This is a genomic window from Ensifer sp. LC11 (assembly GCF_001695835.1).
Classification (GTDB): Bacteria; Pseudomonadota; Alphaproteobacteria; order Rhizobiales; family Rhizobiaceae; genus Ensifer.
In genome coordinates this window covers 168,351-184,487 of record NZ_MBSO01000034.1, presented here as the reverse complement: position 1 = coordinate 184,487, position 16,137 = coordinate 168,351, and the positions used below count along the sequence as shown (strand labels likewise).

Sequence of the window (16,137 nt, the reverse complement as noted above, 5' to 3'; positions counted from 1 at the left end):
CCCCCGGCTTTTGGGGGCGGCTCGTAACCTCGGAGGTTCGTCGCGGTCAGCGCAGATAGAAGGTCAGGCTGCCATCGGCTGCCTGCTCGGCGCCGGCGATGTTGTTCATTTCGACGTTCTGGGCCTTCAGCTTGGCCGCCAATGACTTGTTGGCGTTCACCGCGGCGTGCAGGGACGAGAGTTGCTGAGGCGTGGCTTCGTTGATCCATATGCGCGTCTGGCTCGATTCCTTGAGCGTGTCGACGTCAACGACCGTGAAGTGGTCGCCCTTGAAGTCACGGACCGTCTGGTCGATTTCAGCCGGCCAGTTCATGGCAGCGCTCGCTGCGTACGAGATGCCGCCGAAAGACAGGGCGGAGAGGGCAGCGATGACGGAAAGCTTGGCAATGCGGTTCATGGTCATGCTCCTTTGATGGCTGTGATGGCAGCAGCCAGGTACCCGAACGCGGCACCCATTTGGGCCGCGCGGGCCGGTCACTCGCGGATCACAGCGGCCAGCAGGGTTCGTTTGCGGAAGGGCTTCCCCCGCAACAAATAGCGCTGGACTGTTTCGACTAATTGGGCGGCGTTTGCTCTCGTCCTGGGAAGGTTGCGCCGTGCCAACGCCTAGGAAACTGGGCTGGAATGTGGCCGTTTCCATGGCGTAAAGGTCTGGAAAACAATTAAAAATTGTTCATGTTCCGGCGTGCGCGCGCATCTTGGTCGTCGTCGTCGTTGCAGCCGTTGCCTTCTGGTGGCGCTCGAACATGATCACGTGGTTGCCGTGATAGGTCGTCCGCCAGAATTCCTTGAAGCCGTGCTTCTCGGCGACCCGGATGGAGGCGCGGTTTCCGACGTCGATGATGCAGGTCTTTCGCAGCATCGGGAATTGGTGATCGGCCCATTTGAGCGCTGCGCTGACAGCCTCGGTCGCAAGTCCTTGGCCGTGCGCCTTCGGCGACAGCGCCCACCCCGTCTCCATCGTGCCTTCAAGCGAGGGCGTAATGGCACGGTGAACGTCGTGAAAGCCGGCTTCGCCGAGGAAGGCCCCCGTTTCCCGATCCTGAATGGCAAAGAAGCCGAAGCCGAAATAATGCCACATGCCGACCTGACGCAGGAATCGCGTCCAGGATTGTTCGCGCGTAAAAGGCACCCCTCCCACATAGCGGATCACCTCGGCGTCGCCAAACAGCGAGACATAGGAGGGGAAATCGTCACGACGATACGGGCGCAGGATGAGGCGGTCTGTCTCGATGATAGGCACGCTATGCATATTCGATCCTATACTGTGGTGAAGTCAGGCGCCGGGCTCGCCGTCCCAGTAGTCGACAGCGCTGTCCGGCCGGCCGATGAAGCGGAATCGCCTCTCGCCGTCAGCACCGCGCGTCTTGGCGAGGAACTTGCCGGAGTCCGGGTACTCGCAGATCTCGGTGGCCGCCATGGTCGAGATCGAAAGATACTTGAGCGGAACCGTGCCGGTGTTGATCAGGTGATGTGCGGTTTCCGGCCCGCCTGCAGGTGCGCCAAGAATATCGCCCGGCCCGACCGCATGGCGCTCGCTGCCGAAGCGATACGTGCCTTCGCCTTCAAGGATGATGAAGAGTTCTTCCTCGACATGGTGGTTGTGAAAGGGGCAGCCAGACTTTCCCGGTGGTACTTCGCCATAACCTATTCCGAGATTCTTGAGGCCGAGCAGAGCGCCAAACGAGGCGTCACGCGATTCGAAGAAGGAGCCTTTTGTCCAGTGGTCGAGTTCGAGTTTATCGGGGTTGACGATCGGTTTTCTCGTGTCGGTCACATGTTCCTCCCTGGCGCTGCCGTTCTCCCGCAACGCCTATGCGTTCCTATCCGTGTCGCGCGTTCGCCCAATCGTCAACCTACGATGGCTAAAATTCGCGTCGATGGCTAATTGAATACATCCTGATGTTGCAATTCAATGGCGAAAACATCAAGGCGCTGTCGCGCGCTGGTTTCATGCTGCGGCGTCTGCACGTCTAACCCGGCATAGTTCACGTCGTCGATCTCTTGAAGACGGCGACGCGCTGTAGGGTGATTTGCGACCTTGGCCGGGCGCCCCGCCGCCGGTCGTCACCAGGCCGGCGGACGCGGCAAAAGGCCGGCCGTGGCGGAATTTGCTTGCCATTCGGCGCCGGGCATGGTTTGACCGCCGCCTCAGCCGGTCGCATCCGGCGCAGAACTCTCAAAGACAGGTGATCCATGGCGAAGACCACGGCTGCCCACATCCTGATTGTGGAAGCTCGCTTCTATGACGATATGGCCGACGCTCTGCTCGACGGCGCCAAGCATGCGCTGGACGCCGCCGGGGCGACCTATGATATCGTAACGGTTCCGGGTGCGCTCGAAATCCCGCCGGCGATTGCCATGGCGCTTGACGGTGCGGACGAGGGCGGTACGGAGTATGATGGCTTCGTCGCGCTCGGTATGGTCATCCGTGGCGAGACCTACCATTTTGATATCGTCGCAAACGAATCCTCGCGCGCGATCATGGATCTTGCCGTCAGCGAGAGCCTCGCGATCGGCAATGGCATTCTGACGGTTGAGAATGACGATCAGGCTTGGGCACGCGCCCGCCGGTCGGAAGGTGACAAGGGTGGGTTTGCCGCGCGCGCGGCGCTCACCATGATCGAATTGAAGAAGAAACTGGGCACGGAAAAGTGACGAAGACACCCTCGGATCAACCGCTGAAGCAAGTCAACCAGCGCGGTGCCGCGCGCCTCGCCGCGGTGCAGGCGCTCTATCAGATGGATATCGGCGGCAGCGGCGTGCTCGAAGTGGTTGCCGAGTACGAGGCTCACCGTCTCGGCCAGGACGTCGATGGCGACACCTATCTGAAGGCTGATGCCTCCTGGTTCCGCTCGATCGTTGCCGGCGTCGTGCGCGATCAGCGCAAGCTCGATCCGTTGATCGGCGCAGCTCTTCAGGACGACTGGGCGCTGTCGCGCCTCGATTCGACGGTGCGTGCCATCCTGCGTGCCGGCACCTTCGAGATGCTCGAGCGCAAGGACGTGCCGGTTCCGGTAATCGTCACCGAATATGTCGAGATCGCCAAGGCCTTCTTCAGCGATGACGAGCCTAAGCTGGTCAACGCTGTTCTCGACCGCATCGCCAAGCAAGTTCGTGGCGAAGCGAGGAAATAGAGATCATGGTGGCGGCTGCGGCGGATGACATGGGCGGCGCCCTTCGTGAAGCACGCCGCAACGTTTTTCATCTGACCGCCGCGCAGGCCATGCTCGGCGTCGTCGGGCCGATATGCTTTTCCATTGGTGGTGTCGCCGGCTATCAGTTGCTGGCAAACGACAAGTCACTGGCGACCGCACCGCTCACCGCCTTCAACGTCGGCATGGCGCTCGGCGTTGTTCTGGTGGCAATGCTTTCGCGCGTCATCGGACGGCGCAGTGCATTCATCACCGGGACGGGCATCGCCGCCGTTGGTGCGGCCCTTGCCGCAGTTGCTCTCTTTCGTGAGAGCTTCTGGCTTTTCGCTTTCGCCCTCGCGATGCTCGGCTCGTCGAACGGCTTCACGCAAAAGCTGCGCTTTGCGGCGGCCGATGCCTCCCCCTCGTACTACAAGCCCAAGGCGATCTCATTGATCCTTGGCGGCGGCATCGTCTCGGCGGTTCTCGGCCCCCAGATCGTCATCTTTGCCGGTGACCTTTTCGCTCCGGTCGCCTTTGCCGGGGCCTTCGTCGTACTGATCCCCGTTTGCCTGGTCGCGGCCCTTTTCTTTGCGCCGCTGCGTCTGCCTGAGCCGGGCGCGATGATCAGCGACCACCATGATCAGGCGGTGCGCCCGCTCGGCGCAATCGTGCGTAGCCAGCGCTTTGCCACCGGCATGGTGTGCGGCATTTCGAGTTACGCGCTGATGACCTTCATGATGACCGGCGCGCCGGTCGCCATGGTGGTGGGCTGCGGCTTTTCCACCGAGCTTGCGACACTCGGTATCCAGTGGCACGTATTGGCGATGTTTGCCCCGAGCTTCGTCACCGGCTGGCTGATCAGCCGCTTCGGTGCCGAGCGCATTGTCGGCTGCGGCCTGCTTCTGTTGATGGCCTGTGCCGCGGTTGCGCATATGGGCATCGAACTCTGGAACTTCTGGGGCGCCCTGGTGCTGCTCGGCCTCGGCTGGAATTTCGGCTTCATCGGTTCGACGGCGATCGTCGCCAGCAGTTACCGTCCGCAGGAAGCCGACAAGGTGCAGGCCTTCCACGACATCATCCTGTTCACCACCGTGGCCCTGTCGTCGTTCGCTTCGGGCAAGGTGCTCACGGCCTACGGCTGGGACATGCTGAACGCTGTCGTGTGGCCCGTCACCATCGTCTGCCTCGTGCTCCTCCTGCTGCTGAAGCGGACGCCGCGAAGCACTGCCGTTTAAACCTCTTCCTGCTCAAATCCGAAGCCGTCGGAACGCCGTCTCGGTGGCGTTTTCCGGGGCTTGACGATCTCCCGTTGCAACCGCACTCTGGCCGCGCCGCGGGGGGTGCTGCTTGAGGAGGTGGCGCGTGATTCGCGGTTTTGAGGGGCCTGCGGCCGGGAGTGAGTCCGCGGGTTGTAACGGAGGGTAATGCGAAATGACCATTTTGTTGGGCGTTATCGCATGCGGGTTGCTCGCGGTGGCTTATGCCATCTGGGCAACACAGTCGGTGCTGGCCGCCGACCAGGGGAACGCCCGCATGCAAGAAATCGCAGGCTACATTCGTGAAGGGGCGCAGGCCTATCTCACGCGTCAATACAAGACCATTGCCATCGTCGGCGTCGTCGTATTCATCGCCGCTTGGATTCTTCTTTCTCCCGCCGCTGCTTTCGGCTTTCTGATCGGTGCGATCCTTTCGGGTGCTGCGGGCTTCATCGGCATGCATGTTTCGGTTCGGGCAAATGTCCGCACTGCCCAGGCGGCCTCTGTCAGCCTTGCCTCCGGCCTCGATATCGCTTTTAAATCCGGCGCGATCACCGGCCTTCTCGTTGCGGGCCTGGCGTTGCTTGGCGTCTCCGTCTACTACGTCGTCCTCACGGCCGGGCTCGGGCATGAACCCGCCGCGCGCGAAGTCATCGACGCCCTGGTATCGCTCGGCTTCGGCGCTTCGCTGATTTCGATCTTCGCCCGCCTCGGCGGCGGCATCTTCACCAAGGGCGCGGACGTCGGCGGTGACCTCGTCGGCAAAGTCGAGGCCGGCATTCCGGAGGATGACCCGCGCAATCCGGCGACCATTGCCGACAACGTCGGCGACAATGTCGGCGATTGCGCCGGCATGGCGGCCGACCTGTTCGAGACCTACGCCGTCTCCATCGTCGCAACCATGGTGCTCGCCTCCATTTTCTTTGCCGGCACGCCGGTGCTCGCCACGGTCATGGTCTATCCGCTGGCAATCTGCGCAGCCTGCATCATTACCTCGATCGTCGGCACCTTTTTCGTCAAGCTCGGTGCCAACAATTCGATCATGGGCGCCCTCTACAAGGGCCTGATCGTTACCGGCGTGTTGTCGGTCCTCGGTCTCGGCGCAGCCACGTCCTTCACGATCGGATGGGGCACGATCGGCACCGTCGACGGCAAGGACATCACCGGCTGGAACCTGTTCATCTGCGGCATAGTCGGCCTTGTTGTCACGGCCCTGATCGTGGTGATCACGGAATACTATACCGGCACCAACAAGCGGCCGGTAAATTCCATCGCCCAGGCTTCGGTTACCGGCCACGGCACCAACGTTATCCAGGGTCTCGCCGTCTCGCTGGAATCGACGGCGCTGCCGGCGATCGTCATCGTTGGCGGCATCATTTCCACCTACCAGCTCGCCGGCCTCTTCGGCACCGGCATCGCTGTCACCGCCATGCTCGGCCTTGCCGGCATGATCGTGGCGCTGGACGCCTTCGGGCCCGTTACCGACAATGCCGGCGGCATCGCGGAGATGTCGCATCTGCCGCCGGAAGTGCGTAAATCGACCGATGCGCTCGACGCCGTCGGCAACACCACCAAGGCGGTCACCAAGGGTTATGCGATCGGTTCCGCCGGTCTCGGCGCGCTGGTGCTTTTCGCGGCGTATTCGAACGACCTCAGGTACTTTGCCGCCAATGGCGACAAGTATCCGTACTTCGCGGATGTCGGCCAGATCTCCTTTGATCTCTCCAACCCCTATGTGGTTGCGGGGCTTATCTTTGGTGGTCTCATCCCCTACCTCTTCGGCGGCATCGCGATGACCGCCGTCGGCCGGGCAGCCGGCTCGATCGTCGAGGAAGTCCGTCGGCAGTTCCGCGAAAAGCCCGGCATTATGGAAGGCACGGAACGGCCGGACTACGGCCGCGCCGTCGACCTTCTGACGAAGGCTGCGATCCGCGAGATGGTCGTGCCCTCGCTGCTGCCGGTGCTTGCGCCAATCATTGTCTACTTCGGCGTGCTGCTGCTGTCGGGCTCGAAGGCTTCGGCCTTTGCAGCGCTTGGCGCATCGCTTCTCGGTGTCATTGTCAATGGTCTCTTCGTGGCGATCTCGATGACATCAGGCGGCGGCGCCTGGGACAATGCCAAGAAGAGCTTCGAGGACGGCTTCGTCGACAAGAACGGTAACCGGCACCTCAAGGGCTCGGACGCCCACAAGGCTTCGGTTACCGGCGATACCGTGGGCGACCCCTATAAGGACACAGCAGGACCGGCGGTGAACCCGGCGATCAAGATCACCAACATCGTGGCGCTGCTGCTGTTGGCAGTTCTCGCCTGATCAGGCCCTGAAACTGAAAAGGCCCGCGGAACATCATTCCGCGGGCCTTTTTGTTGCGATGGGGTGCGCTTAGTTGCCGAAGTCCTTGAACAGGCTTCGCGCTGCGGCCTGCCCGGCGCCGGGGCCAGACAGCAGCTGGCCGAGGAAGCTTGTTTCCTTGCCGCCTGTCGGCGTCGTGCGGGTGAGCATGTCGAAGACCTTGCCGTCCTTCATCGTGTAGTGGGCGAGCTGGCTGACGGTGCCTTCCTTGTCGAAATAGACGGCCAGGATCGACTGGTCGATCAGCTTCGGCTTCATGAAGGCGACAGGGCGCTTGCGTGTCTGCGAAATGTAGTAGAACACTTCGTTGTCGAAGGTCGCCGTCGTTGAAGGCGTGCCAAGCGACAGGAGCACCTGTTCGCGGCTGGAGCCGACCGGAACGAGATTGAGCGTTTCCTGGTCAACCACGTAGCCCTGATGGAGAACTTCACCGACATTGGCGGACTGGCAGGCGGAGAGGGTAAAACCGGCAATGGTAGCAACGACCGCCACGCGGCCAAGGGTCTTAAAATTTCTTCTCAAATACCGCTTCGTCAACGACAGCTCCCCTTGGAGTAACGATGGCAGATCCGCCATTGCAATTCGTGCCTGCTTCGGTAAACCAGCTTCGGCCGTCATGCAACAACGGGATGGGCGCTTGCGCGCATTTCGAGAAAGCCAAGCCCGAGCTTTGTGATGATTTTTGGACTGTTCAAAAGAAAAAACGGCAATACCGCGATTGTGGAGCGGCAATATGCGCTGCTGACGTCGGCGGCGCGCCAACCTTATCTCTACACCGACCTCGATGTGCCCGATACGGTCATGGGCCGTTTCGAGATGCTGTCGGCAACCCTGATCCTCTATTTCCGCCGCACGCGCGCCTCGGCAAGGCCCGGCCAGGAGATCGCCCAGGAGATCATCGACGCCTTCTTCGAGGATGTCGACCATTCCATCCGTGAACTCGGCGTCGGCGATGCCGGGGTGCCGAAGAAGATGAAGAAACTCGCCGGCATGTTTTACGGGCGACTCGAATCCTATGCGACCGCGCTTGAGCTGAAGGATGCTACGACCCTTGCTGCGGCGCTGAAGCGCAACTTCCACCCGAACGGTGACGATGCGGCCCCTTCGATGGCGGCGCTTGCAGCCTATCTGCTGGCGGCCGAGGCGCAACTCGTCGAGGTCCCGGAGGAGGCCGTCGAAGCCGGCCAGTTGCACATTCCGTCCGCCGGAGCGTAATAGAAGACAAATACGCCGTCACCGGAAGCCCGGGCGGCGGCTGCATTCGCGAGTGGGCACCCTGAAAGCCTGCGCGAGGAAGGACCCAATCATGAAAGACGACGGCCAACCGGCATTCTCCTATCCGGTGAGGGTAGGCCACATCTCGGCGAACGCGGTCAGCGTGCATCTTTCCGCTAACGAGCGGGAACGCAAGGCGCTTGCCGAGCTTTGGAGCATCAAGGAGGTTCTTTCGCTTGATGCCGACCTGCAGATTGCCCGCTGGAAAAAGGATGGCGTCAAGATCAAGGGAGACGTCAAGGCCCGCATCGTGCAGAGCTGCGTCGTGACGCTGGAGCCGGTCGAAGCCTATATCGACGAGCCGGTCGAAGCTATTTTCGTGCCTGAAGGATCGCGGCTTGCCCGCCAGGCGAGCAACGACGGCGGCGAGATGATTCTCGATCCGGCCGGACCCGACATTCCCGACACGTTTACCGGCGATACGATCGACGCTGGCGTCGTCGTCAGCGAGCAGGTGGCGCTCGCCATCGACCCTTATCCACGCAAACCGGGCGCGACTTTCGGCGAGCGCATCGAAAGCACGTCTGCCGATGACAAGAAGCCGAACCCGTTTGCGGTCCTGAAGGACTGGAAAAAGGACTGAGGCCGCGAAAGCTTCGCCTACAATTCGGTTGTCACGCAAAGGAAAAGCAGTATTTTGGCCCCAAACCGGCCGAAAGAGCCGCCAAAGCGATCTGCCGCGTGCTTGGCTCAAGCGTCAGAGCAATATGTATCGTCATTGCGTTCCCATTGAGTGCGCCGCGGCGGCACGTGTTGTGTGGCAGAAATAAAGGATAAGACACGCGTGGTCAGAATTTCACTTGACGTTATGGGCGGCGACTATGGTCCAGAAGTCGTCATCCCAGGCGCCGCAAGGGCGCTCGAACGTCATCCGGACATCAAGTTCGTTCTGTTCGGCATCGAATCGCAATGCACGGCCCCCTTGGAAAAACATCCGAAGCTTAAGGCCAACTGCACTTTCTACGATTGCGAGATCGCAGTCGGAATGGACGAAAAACCGAGCCAGGCGCTTCGTCGCGGCCGCGGCAAATCGAGCATGTGGAAGGCGATCGATGCGATCAATGCCGGGGAGGCCGACGTCGTCGTCTCTGCCGGCAATACCGGCGCGTTGATGGCCATGTCGGTCTTCTGCCTGCGCACGATGCAGGGAATTCAGCGGCCGGCGATCGCTGCCATCTGGCCGACGCTCAAAGGCGAGAGCATCGTGCTAGATGTCGGCGCGACCATCGGCGCGGATGCGCAGCAGCTCATGGATTTCGCGCTGATGGGCGGCGCCATGGCGCGGGCGCTGTTCGAAATCGAGCGGCCGACGGTTGGTCTCCTCAACGTTGGTGTCGAGGAGATCAAGGGACAGGAAGAGGTCAAGGAAGCGGGCCGCCTGATCCGCGAAGCCAACATCGACGGCTTTGACTACTACGGCTTCGTCGAAGGCGATGACATCGGCCGCGGAACGGTCGACGTCGTCGTTACCGAAGGTTTTTCCGGCAATATCGCGTTGAAGGCCGCCGAAGGCACGGCGCGCCAGATTGCCGAATATCTGCGCGCGGCGATGTCGCGCACCCTGCTTGCCAAGATCGGTTACATCCTGGCGAAAGGTGCGTTTGACCGTCTGCGCGAGAAGATGGATCCCCGCAAGGTCAATGGCGGTGTTTTCCTCGGCCTCAATGGCGTCGTGATCAAGAGCCATGGTGGTGCGGACGCCGAAGGTTTCGCAGCCGCGATCGATGTCGGCTATGACATGGTGAAGAACGGCCTGAAGTCGAAGATCGAGTTCGATCTTGCGAAGTACCATGGCGCCGAGCCGCCGCAGGCCCTTTCCGCCGGCATGAATGATGAGGTTTGAATAGATGATCCGTTCCGTCGTTCGCGGCTTCGGCGCAGCTTTGCCGAAGCGCGTGGTAACCAATCAGGAGCTGGAATCCAAAGTCGACACGTCCGATGAGTGGATTGTGCAGCGTACTGGTATCCGGCAGCGCTACATCGCCGGCGAGGGCGAAACGACCGCGTCACTCGGTGAGGGCGCGGCGCGTGCCGCGCTAACCAATGCCGGCCTTACGCCTGATGATATCGACCTCATCATCCTGGCGACCTCGACGCCGGACAACACGTTTCCGGCAACGGCCGTCAACATCCAGGACCGGCTCGGCATGCGCCACGGTGCGGCCTTCGACATGCAGGCCGTCTGTTCCGGCTTCGTCTATGCGGTAACCACGGCGGACGCCTACATCCGCGGCGGGCTCGCAAAGCGCGTGCTCGTGATCGGCGCCGAGACCTTTTCGCGCATCCTCGACTGGAATGACCGGACGACCTGCGTGCTGTTTGGCGACGGTGCCGGTGCCATCATCCTGGAGGCTGAGGAGGGGGAGGGCACGAATGCCGATCGTGGGGTCCTGACAGCAAAGCTGCGCTCCGACGGCGCGCATCGCGACAAGCTCTATGTCGATGGTGGCCCGTCGACCACGGGCACGGTCGGCCATCTCAAGATGGAGGGTCGCGAAGTCTTCAAGCACGCGGTCGGCATGATCACCGACGTGATCGAGGCCGCTTTTGAGGCGACGGGAACGACCGCCGAAGATCTGGATTGGCTGGTGCCGCACCAGGCCAACCGCCGTATCATCGACGGCTCTGCAAAGAAACTTGGAATCCCTCTCGACAAGGTTGTGGTGACAGTAGATCTTCATGGCAACACCTCGGCGGCGTCCATTCCTCTGGCATTGAACGTGGCAGCGGGCGACGGGCGCATCAAGAAGGGCGATCTCGTTCTGCTCGAGGCCATGGGCGGCGGCTTCACCTGGGGCTCGGTGCTCATCCGCTGGTAAAGAAATTGCTTAAGCAACAGACGCTTGACCGCAAAAGACAAGGGCAATAGTCTTCGGTCGCTGATCGGCGTGCCAGACATTGGTGGGGGAAGATGAGCGGAAAAACAGTAACGCGGGCGGACTTGGCTGAATCGGTTTTTCGCAAGGTGGGTCTGTCACGGACAGAGTCTGCCGAGCTGGTGGAAACCGTCATTGACGAAATATGCAACGCAATCGTGCGTGGCGAGAGCGTGAAGCTGTCTTCGTTCGCGACCTTCCAGGTTCGCGACAAGAACGAGCGCATCGGGCGAAACCCGAAGACCGGCGAGGAAGTGCCGATCTCGCCGCGTCGCGTCATGACCTTCAAGGCGTCGAATGTGCTGAAGCAGCGCGTGCTGAAGGCGCATCTGGGGCGCAGGGCCAAGCAGAAGCCTGTATCTCCCGTATCGTAAGGGCTGGCCACCAACCACAAATGTGGTTGAAAACCCATCCATAAGCCGTTGAAATCGAGCTGATTCGTGCCATCATCGGCACGATATCGGTTCATTGCGGCTATCGACCGCTGAGTCGCATGACATGGAATGGGATGATATGGAAAAGAGCCCGGACGCTTTTCGCACCATCAGCGAGGTCGCTGACGATCTCGATCTGCCGCAGCATGTTCTGCGCTTTTGGGAAACCCGGTTCCAGCAGATCAAGCCGATGAAGCGCGGCGGCGGCCGGCGCTATTATCGGCCCGAAGACGTCGATCTCTTGAAGGGGATTCGGCATCTGCTCTACGATCACGGCTATACCATCAAGGGCGTGCAGAAACTCTTGAAGGCCAACGGCAACAAGTTCGTTGCCGCAATAGCGAGCGGCGATCTTGCGACCGTCGAGGCACTGGCAGCATCCAGCAACGAGGAGCCTGCGCCGCCGAAGGCCGGTCTTTCCGAGGAGGATCAGATCGTCGGTCGCGCCAAGGCGCCGGCCAGTCGCCGCTTTTTCTCCTTCGGCAGCAGCAATGACGACGTGCCGGAAATCTCGATCGGCAAGTCCTCGTCGGTGGGCAAGGAGGATCGCGCCCTGCTTCAGGAGGCGCTCTACGATCTCCTGGAATGCAAGCGGCTGCTTGATCAGGTTCGCTGATCGGAGAGTAGCGTATCGCAGCCTGGTCGGCTGAAACAGTAACCCATTGCAACGAATCGGAGATGCCAGATCCGCTCAACGGGTGATGAGGCGTTCGAGGTTGGCAGGGAGAGAGGCGACGGTCACGTCCCTTCCGGTGCCGTCGTGCGGGTTCCCGTCATGTTGAGATAGCGCGCCTGCCTATCGGGCGCGAGCAACCGCGGCGAACCGTCCGGCGTCCGGTTCGCCAAAGACCCATCATTAGTAGGAAAGTCGGAAGCCGCCGGGGCTGGACGCCGAAACATCCGGCTCGGGGTAGGGACCGGTCCATTGCGCATAGGTCGTGTTCGTCGACCCCGACGTTGCGCACCCGGACAAGGTAAGAAGTGCAATCGCCGCAAGTGCCATAAGAGACTTAAGAGGCATGGTTTTCTCCTAGAAAGGGAGACACTCCAGGCCTCAAGGGCCAGTAACAAACTGTCCCTCAAATCACCTGTGATGGCAAGCTCACGTTGCGTTAGGGAGCGTGTTTCGAGCGAGGCGATTTAGACTTGGTGAAAGTTCCATTGCCGGCGACGAAAGCGCGGCGGCAATGCGCCTGAAGTCGCGGTGTGGCAAAGGAGTGGACGCCCAGCTCCTTCGTTCCGACCGCCACTTTTCCACGCTGTTTGTTCCTTTTTCGATCCGCTCCGCATTTTCCCGCTTGCGCTCTAAGCGTTGGTTATATAGGGGTTTCCTCGGTTCGGAGCGTAGCGCAGCCCGGTAGCGCACTTGACTGGGGGTCAAGGGGTCGTGGGTTCGAATCCCGCCGCTCCGACCATTTTCTCCTTTGTTTTCAATGATGTTGGCTCGCTACCGCCACTCAGAGAGAAGCGAGAACCGGAACATATCGCGCTCAAAACGCGGGTTCGGGAACGCAATGACCGGGTTTTCGACGCAGATGCGGTCGATCGGCGGTTGCTCATCCCCATCCGTCACGCCCGCTTTCTCTGCCGGGGTGAGGGCGGAGAGCTTGCCTGCTTCAAATGCGGCTCGTTCAAGAGCGTCGATATCCATGCAGACATAGGTCGCCCACGTCCCGCCGCCTTCCTGGGCTAGGTCGTCGTATATGCGACGGCGCATTGCATCGCGTTCCCCATCCCCCACAGCCACCGGCGCGACAATGGAGGGAGAGGCGTAGACCGGAAAGGCCCGCGGGTCGTCTTTGTCTGAGATCCACATCGCACCGAAAGGCGCGTTCTGGATGGGGACATACTCACCGGGGCGCAGATATGCCACCGGTTCCGCCTTCGGATCCATAGCGCGGGAGCGGTCTGCCATGATGGCGCGTGAAAGAATTTCCGCATTCGTCGTGCCGGGCGGATGCTTGCGCAAGTCCAGGGCGTCGATGGCTGCCATCAACACGTCGTCCGGTATGTTGTTTATTTCCTTCCTGATCTCAGTCATGGCCGGCGCCTTTCACTTGGAGGTCGATATCGACGCCGAGCGCATGACGCAGCGCTTCACCGGCGGCTTCGACATTGATTTCGTAGGATGCCGGGATGCCTTCGCTGATCGCGATGGTGGCCCGAAGCTCGGGAGTGCGGAAAAGCGCGATCGGAAGAGTGGCGCCGCACTTCATTGCGCGTTCGCCGCGGCCTGTCTTCGGCTCCGACCTCGAAAAGCGCATGCTGCCGTCGTCGCCGAAAACGAGCCAGAAGCCGTATTCGATTTGATCGCGACGGATCGAGCTAGAGCGGGCTCTCATACTTCCTCCCTCGAACGGAGAGCGCCGACGGCTGCCAGGCGCTGATTGATGATGGCTGTGCAGCGAACGATTGCCTCCGCCTCGTCATAGTCGCAGTAAACGCCCCAGAGGGCGTTCGCGAGGTCGTGCGGGTCGATGCCCTTCGAGGCCCAGTAGTCGCGCTCAGACCCGAGTTTGCAGGAGTGCTGCAGGTCGTGTTCTGCCGGCGACAGCGGGAGGGCGAAGCGGTCCGGAACCTTGGCCCCTTTGCCGCGGCCGGAGGCTCCGTGCCATGCGTTCGGGTAGGAGTCGTGAGCCGCTTGGACGCCGTAGACGCCAGAAACAGCGCAAGGCAGGTGGTGCAGGAAGGCCAGATGCGCCGGCTTCTTCGCAGGGCGCCGGGCTGCGGTCGGAGCCGGGCGGCAGGTGTTGGCGATGCGGAAAGCCACTAACGAGCCTCCCCATACGGAACATTACCGACGCCAGCCGGTTCACTTTTCAAAAGGAAAGGAGCCAGATGATGAGCGAACCTAAAGACGAAAAAGCCAGCAGCGCACCGATGCCGACGCCCATCTCGAGCCCAAGGCCGCCGGAGATGGATTTCGAACCGATCCCGTCGCCAGACTTGTCCGGAGCCGACAAACCTCCGGCCGATCAGGGCCGGGTACCGCCCGTTCCGAGCCGCGATGAGGCCAATATGGAGCCGGATGACGCCTTGCCCGAAGATAGCGAGGAGGAAATCCTCGACGACGACCCGGCGCGCCAGAAGACCCGCTTCGACGAGGAGCTTCCGAAAAGCAGCCGATAAGTGCGTGGGACCGAAGAAAAGGATAGGGCGATCCGTCATGCTGCCTCCTGCAGGAATGCGAGGGGATCGAAGCCGACGGCATCGGCAAGCAGTTCCATCGCTTGGGCCATAAAGGTGCAGAACTCCTCATGAGGCATGCGATCGAGAGCGATGCTGTCGGGAACGAGAGTGATTCCGCCGGTCCGGAGATTTACGGTCTGCTCCCGGTAACCAAGCGTCATTTTGATGTCGCGGTGAAGGTTCTCAGGAGAAGCCCACTTGCCGGTGACTTTGACGACGAGGCCGAGTGCCTTCCAGTAAGTGCGCAACTGTTTGTTGGACCGCTGCGAGACCGGTACGAGCTCGAAAACCTTGCCCTGGGGGATCGACGCCATCTTCTCGGCGTCATCCTGGGGGTGGGCACGAAGGCCGCGCGGCGTCGCGATGACCTCGATGTGCGGGGGCTTCTCCTTCTTCGCCATGGTCAGCCCGCCATCAGAGGGTGTTGGCGAAGCTGGGCGTCATCCATCATTTAAAAACGTGCGGGAGATGGACGAGCACTATAAGGTTTATGAGATGAAAGAGTAAGTCGGGGGTTCACTGTATCAGTGCGAAGTGGAAAAGTTCGATATCAACGCAGCGAACTTCGAGTTCTTGCCAAAATTCGGTTCCCTTGGCGCTGCTTGATTTCAAAGAAATACTACAGTCCTGATCGTCTTTACTGCCGCCGGGCGTAGCGGTTAACTCTTTGTTGACTGGAAATAGATCGAATACAACAGATTCCGTCGGCTTAACAATTATTGACACGTTATCCTTCAGGGAGACCGATAGGTACCTTGAGTATATGTATACCAATCCACCATTGACAGTTTCTGACAGCGGCCCAAAGTTTGTGGCAAGTATCGTTAGTTTGTCGTCATTGTCCTTGTGCAACGAGAAAACTAGCGACGACACTTCGCCCTTGAAGGCATTAATGATGGCGGGCACAGATTCCTTGGCGACCGCCAACAGCGCCGTCAATAGCGCGAGCGTCGTACTTAACACCGTCGCTCCCATGACAATGCGGGACCGCCAGTCCTGGTAGCTACCGCACTTGCTGCACTTACGAGCTTCCTGTCGGATCGGTTCCGCACAGACGCAGCACGGCTTCATTCCCTCAATTAGATCGGTTCTTTCCATCGTCGCCTCAGTCAAAATAAGGTCTGGGATCGACTACCACTGCATGAAATCATGCTTGGTTTCTTAGAGGTTTTCCAGTTGTTCGTCCGGCCCCGATGCATCTACGAATGATGTTATTTCCAAACATTCGCTCAATGATGGGCGGCAGCTGACAAGGCGAACCTGGCGATCTTTAGCGGCGACGCGGATGCGGAACCGAGTCGCCGAGTCCCGAAATAAGTCCCGAACTGATATCGATTGCCATGCGTAAAGCCCTGCGTCGCAAGGCTTTACGGAAAATAGAATTCTTCCCTGGGGTCAAGGGGGCGTGGGTTTGAATCCCGCCGCTCCGACCATTTTCTCTTTCTGCGTAAAGAGTTGGTGGCTGCTTCTTGTTCCGTCCCCTCTGATGAAGCGGAACAAGCGCTGCTCAAAGTGAACGCTTCAGTCCGCCCAAGCCCGAAACCCGATTGGTTCCTCGCATGCAAGGCGAGACGGCACGGCTCTGTGGCAACCGTGGCCAACAGCGGTCCGGGCCGGACA

At 60.6% G+C, this 16,137-nt stretch carries 20 protein-coding genes and 1 tRNA gene; 12 read left to right on the top strand and 9 right to left on the bottom strand.

Annotation, left to right across the window (positions count from 1 at the left end; genetic code table 11):
• Positions 1-46: 46 nt before the first annotated feature.
• The 3 genes from BBX50_RS22160 to BBX50_RS22150 form a co-directional block, all read right to left on the bottom strand.
• Positions 47-397: a hypothetical protein gene (locus BBX50_RS22160; RefSeq protein WP_065777469.1), complete on the bottom strand. Its 351-nt coding sequence runs from the start codon at positions 395-397 to the stop codon at positions 47-49.
• Between the two features lie 276 nt (positions 398-673).
• Positions 674-1,252 carry a GNAT family N-acetyltransferase gene (locus BBX50_RS22155; protein ID WP_065777468.1) on the bottom strand — a complete coding sequence of 193 codons (579 nt, stop codon included), beginning with the start codon at positions 1,250-1,252 and terminating at the stop codon, positions 674-676.
• Positions 1,253-1,276: 24 nt separating this feature from the next.
• Positions 1,277-1,777: a cupin domain-containing protein gene (locus BBX50_RS22150; RefSeq protein WP_065777467.1), complete on the bottom strand. Its 501-nt coding sequence runs from the start codon at positions 1,775-1,777 to the stop codon at positions 1,277-1,279.
• Positions 1,778-2,196: 419 nt separating this feature from the next.
• On the opposite strand from BBX50_RS22150, the gene ribH reads away from it, so the two are divergent.
• The 4 genes from ribH (at position 2,197) to BBX50_RS22130 (ending at position 6,704) form a co-directional block, all read left to right on the top strand.
• Complete coding sequence (ribH, locus tag BBX50_RS22145) at positions 2,197-2,658, top strand: 6,7-dimethyl-8-ribityllumazine synthase (protein ID WP_065777466.1); 462 nt, start codon at positions 2,197-2,199, stop codon at positions 2,656-2,658.
• Complete coding sequence (gene nusB / locus BBX50_RS22140) at positions 2,655-3,137, top strand: transcription antitermination factor NusB (protein WP_065777465.1); 483 nt, start codon at positions 2,655-2,657, stop codon at positions 3,135-3,137. Before ribH ends, nusB begins: the two co-directional genes overlap by 4 nt.
• Positions 3,138-3,166: 29 nt before the next feature.
• Entirely contained in the window at positions 3,167-4,372 is a 1,206-nt protein-coding gene (locus tag BBX50_RS22135) for an MFS transporter (protein WP_161952204.1), read from the top strand.
• 196 nt (positions 4,373-4,568) lie between these two features.
• Entirely contained in the window at positions 4,569-6,704 is a 2,136-nt protein-coding gene (locus BBX50_RS22130; RefSeq protein WP_065777463.1) for a sodium-translocating pyrophosphatase, read from the top strand.
• 69 nt (positions 6,705-6,773) lie between these two features.
• Here BBX50_RS22130 and BBX50_RS22125 read toward each other — a convergent pair whose 3' ends face one another.
• Positions 6,774-7,280: an outer membrane protein assembly factor BamE gene (locus BBX50_RS22125; RefSeq protein WP_065777462.1), complete on the bottom strand. Its 507-nt coding sequence runs from the start codon at positions 7,278-7,280 to the stop codon at positions 6,774-6,776.
• Between the two features lie 138 nt (positions 7,281-7,418).
• On the opposite strand from BBX50_RS22125, the gene BBX50_RS22120 reads away from it, so the two are divergent.
• From BBX50_RS22120 to BBX50_RS22090, 7 genes are all read left to right on the top strand, one after another.
• A complete protein-coding gene (locus tag BBX50_RS22120) occupies positions 7,419-7,958 on the top strand; it encodes a ubiquinol-cytochrome C chaperone family protein (RefSeq protein ID WP_065777461.1) in 540 nt (179 codons plus the stop codon).
• Positions 7,959-8,049: 91 nt separating this feature from the next.
• Complete coding sequence (locus BBX50_RS22115) at positions 8,050-8,601, top strand: DUF177 domain-containing protein (protein ID WP_065777460.1); 552 nt, start codon at positions 8,050-8,052, stop codon at positions 8,599-8,601.
• Positions 8,602-8,802: 201 nt separating this feature from the next.
• Positions 8,803-9,861, top strand: coding sequence for a phosphate acyltransferase PlsX (gene plsX / locus BBX50_RS22110; RefSeq protein ID WP_065777459.1), 1,059 nt, complete (start codon positions 8,803-8,805; stop codon positions 9,859-9,861).
• 4 nt (positions 9,862-9,865) lie between these two features.
• On the top strand, positions 9,866-10,837 hold the full coding sequence (locus BBX50_RS22105; RefSeq protein WP_065777458.1) for a beta-ketoacyl-ACP synthase III: 972 nt from the start codon (positions 9,866-9,868) through the stop codon (positions 10,835-10,837).
• A gap of 92 nt (positions 10,838-10,929) precedes the next feature.
• Positions 10,930-11,268, top strand: a complete 339-nt coding sequence (locus BBX50_RS22100) for an integration host factor subunit alpha (RefSeq protein WP_034803721.1) — start codon at positions 10,930-10,932, stop codon at positions 11,266-11,268.
• A gap of 139 nt (positions 11,269-11,407) precedes the next feature.
• Positions 11,408-11,944 carry a MerR family transcriptional regulator gene (locus tag BBX50_RS22095; protein ID WP_065777457.1) on the top strand — a complete coding sequence of 179 codons (537 nt, stop codon included), beginning with the start codon at positions 11,408-11,410 and terminating at the stop codon, positions 11,942-11,944.
• Between the two features lie 722 nt (positions 11,945-12,666).
• Positions 12,667-12,743 (top strand) — tRNA-Pro (locus BBX50_RS22090).
• A 32-nt stretch (positions 12,744-12,775) separates the two neighbouring features.
• On the opposite strand, the gene BBX50_RS22085 is transcribed toward BBX50_RS22090, so the two are convergent.
• The 3 genes from BBX50_RS22085 to BBX50_RS22075 are packed head-to-tail and all read right to left on the bottom strand — an operon-like array spanning position 12,776 to position 14,098.
• Positions 12,776-13,369, bottom strand: coding sequence for a hypothetical protein (locus tag BBX50_RS22085; protein WP_065777456.1), 594 nt, complete (start codon positions 13,367-13,369; stop codon positions 12,776-12,778).
• Positions 13,362-13,670: a hypothetical protein gene (locus tag BBX50_RS22080; protein ID WP_065777455.1), complete on the bottom strand. Its 309-nt coding sequence runs from the start codon at positions 13,668-13,670 to the stop codon at positions 13,362-13,364. The genes BBX50_RS22085 and BBX50_RS22080 overlap by 8 nt, the downstream gene beginning before the upstream one ends.
• Positions 13,667-14,098 (bottom strand): DUF968 domain-containing protein, encoded by a 432-nt coding sequence (locus BBX50_RS22075; RefSeq protein WP_065777454.1) that lies wholly within the window; start codon positions 14,096-14,098, stop codon positions 13,667-13,669. Before BBX50_RS22075 ends, BBX50_RS22080 begins: the two co-directional genes overlap by 4 nt.
• A gap of 71 nt (positions 14,099-14,169) precedes the next feature.
• Here BBX50_RS22075 and BBX50_RS30030 point away from each other — a divergent pair, with 71 nt between their 5' ends.
• Complete coding sequence (locus tag BBX50_RS30030) at positions 14,170-14,457, top strand: hypothetical protein (RefSeq protein WP_139108468.1); 288 nt, start codon at positions 14,170-14,172, stop codon at positions 14,455-14,457.
• A gap of 35 nt (positions 14,458-14,492) precedes the next feature.
• Here the strand turns inward: BBX50_RS30030 and BBX50_RS22070 are convergent, their stop codons facing one another.
• Both BBX50_RS22070 and BBX50_RS22065 read right to left on the bottom strand, forming a co-directional pair.
• Positions 14,493-14,918 (bottom strand): hypothetical protein, encoded by a 426-nt coding sequence (locus tag BBX50_RS22070; RefSeq protein WP_065777453.1) that lies wholly within the window; start codon positions 14,916-14,918, stop codon positions 14,493-14,495.
• A gap of 115 nt (positions 14,919-15,033) precedes the next feature.
• Complete coding sequence (locus BBX50_RS22065) at positions 15,034-15,615, bottom strand: hypothetical protein (protein WP_065777452.1); 582 nt, start codon at positions 15,613-15,615, stop codon at positions 15,034-15,036.
• Positions 15,616-16,137: the final 522 nt, after the last annotated feature.

What these genes read in the sequence shown, in the direction of transcription:
- BBX50_RS22070 (WP_065777453.1), bottom strand. Translation starts at nt 14,918, where the DNA reads ATGGCGAAGAAGGAGAAGCCCCCGCACATCGAGGTCATCGCGACGCCG.
- BBX50_RS22100 (WP_034803721.1), top strand. Translation starts at nt 10,930, where the DNA reads ATGAGCGGAAAAACAGTAACGCGGGCGGACTTGGCTGAATCGGTTTTT.
- BBX50_RS30030 (WP_139108468.1), top strand. Translation starts at nt 14,170, where the DNA reads ATGAGCGAACCTAAAGACGAAAAAGCCAGCAGCGCACCGATGCCGACG.
- BBX50_RS22065 (WP_065777452.1), bottom strand. Translation starts at nt 15,615, where the DNA reads ATGGAAAGAACCGATCTAATTGAGGGAATGAAGCCGTGCTGCGTCTGT.
- BBX50_RS22155 (WP_065777468.1), bottom strand. Translation starts at nt 1,252, where the DNA reads ATGCATAGCGTGCCTATCATCGAGACAGACCGCCTCATCCTGCGCCCG.
- BBX50_RS22135 (WP_161952204.1), top strand. Translation starts at nt 3,167, where the DNA reads ATGGGCGGCGCCCTTCGTGAAGCACGCCGCAACGTTTTTCATCTGACC.
- BBX50_RS22130 (WP_065777463.1), top strand. Translation starts at nt 4,569, where the DNA reads ATGACCATTTTGTTGGGCGTTATCGCATGCGGGTTGCTCGCGGTGGCT.
- BBX50_RS22095 (WP_065777457.1), top strand. Translation starts at nt 11,408, where the DNA reads ATGGAAAAGAGCCCGGACGCTTTTCGCACCATCAGCGAGGTCGCTGAC.
- BBX50_RS22160 (WP_065777469.1), bottom strand. Translation starts at nt 397, where the DNA reads ATGAACCGCATTGCCAAGCTTTCCGTCATCGCTGCCCTCTCCGCCCTG.
- BBX50_RS22105 (WP_065777458.1), top strand. Translation starts at nt 9,866, where the DNA reads ATGATCCGTTCCGTCGTTCGCGGCTTCGGCGCAGCTTTGCCGAAGCGC.
- BBX50_RS22080 (WP_065777455.1), bottom strand. Translation starts at nt 13,670, where the DNA reads ATGAGAGCCCGCTCTAGCTCGATCCGTCGCGATCAAATCGAATACGGC.
- BBX50_RS22120 (WP_065777461.1), top strand. Translation starts at nt 7,419, where the DNA reads ATGATTTTTGGACTGTTCAAAAGAAAAAACGGCAATACCGCGATTGTG.
- ribH (WP_065777466.1), top strand. Translation starts at nt 2,197, where the DNA reads ATGGCGAAGACCACGGCTGCCCACATCCTGATTGTGGAAGCTCGCTTC.
- BBX50_RS22115 (WP_065777460.1), top strand. Translation starts at nt 8,050, where the DNA reads ATGAAAGACGACGGCCAACCGGCATTCTCCTATCCGGTGAGGGTAGGC.
- BBX50_RS22085 (WP_065777456.1), bottom strand. Translation starts at nt 13,369, where the DNA reads ATGACTGAGATCAGGAAGGAAATAAACAACATACCGGACGACGTGTTG.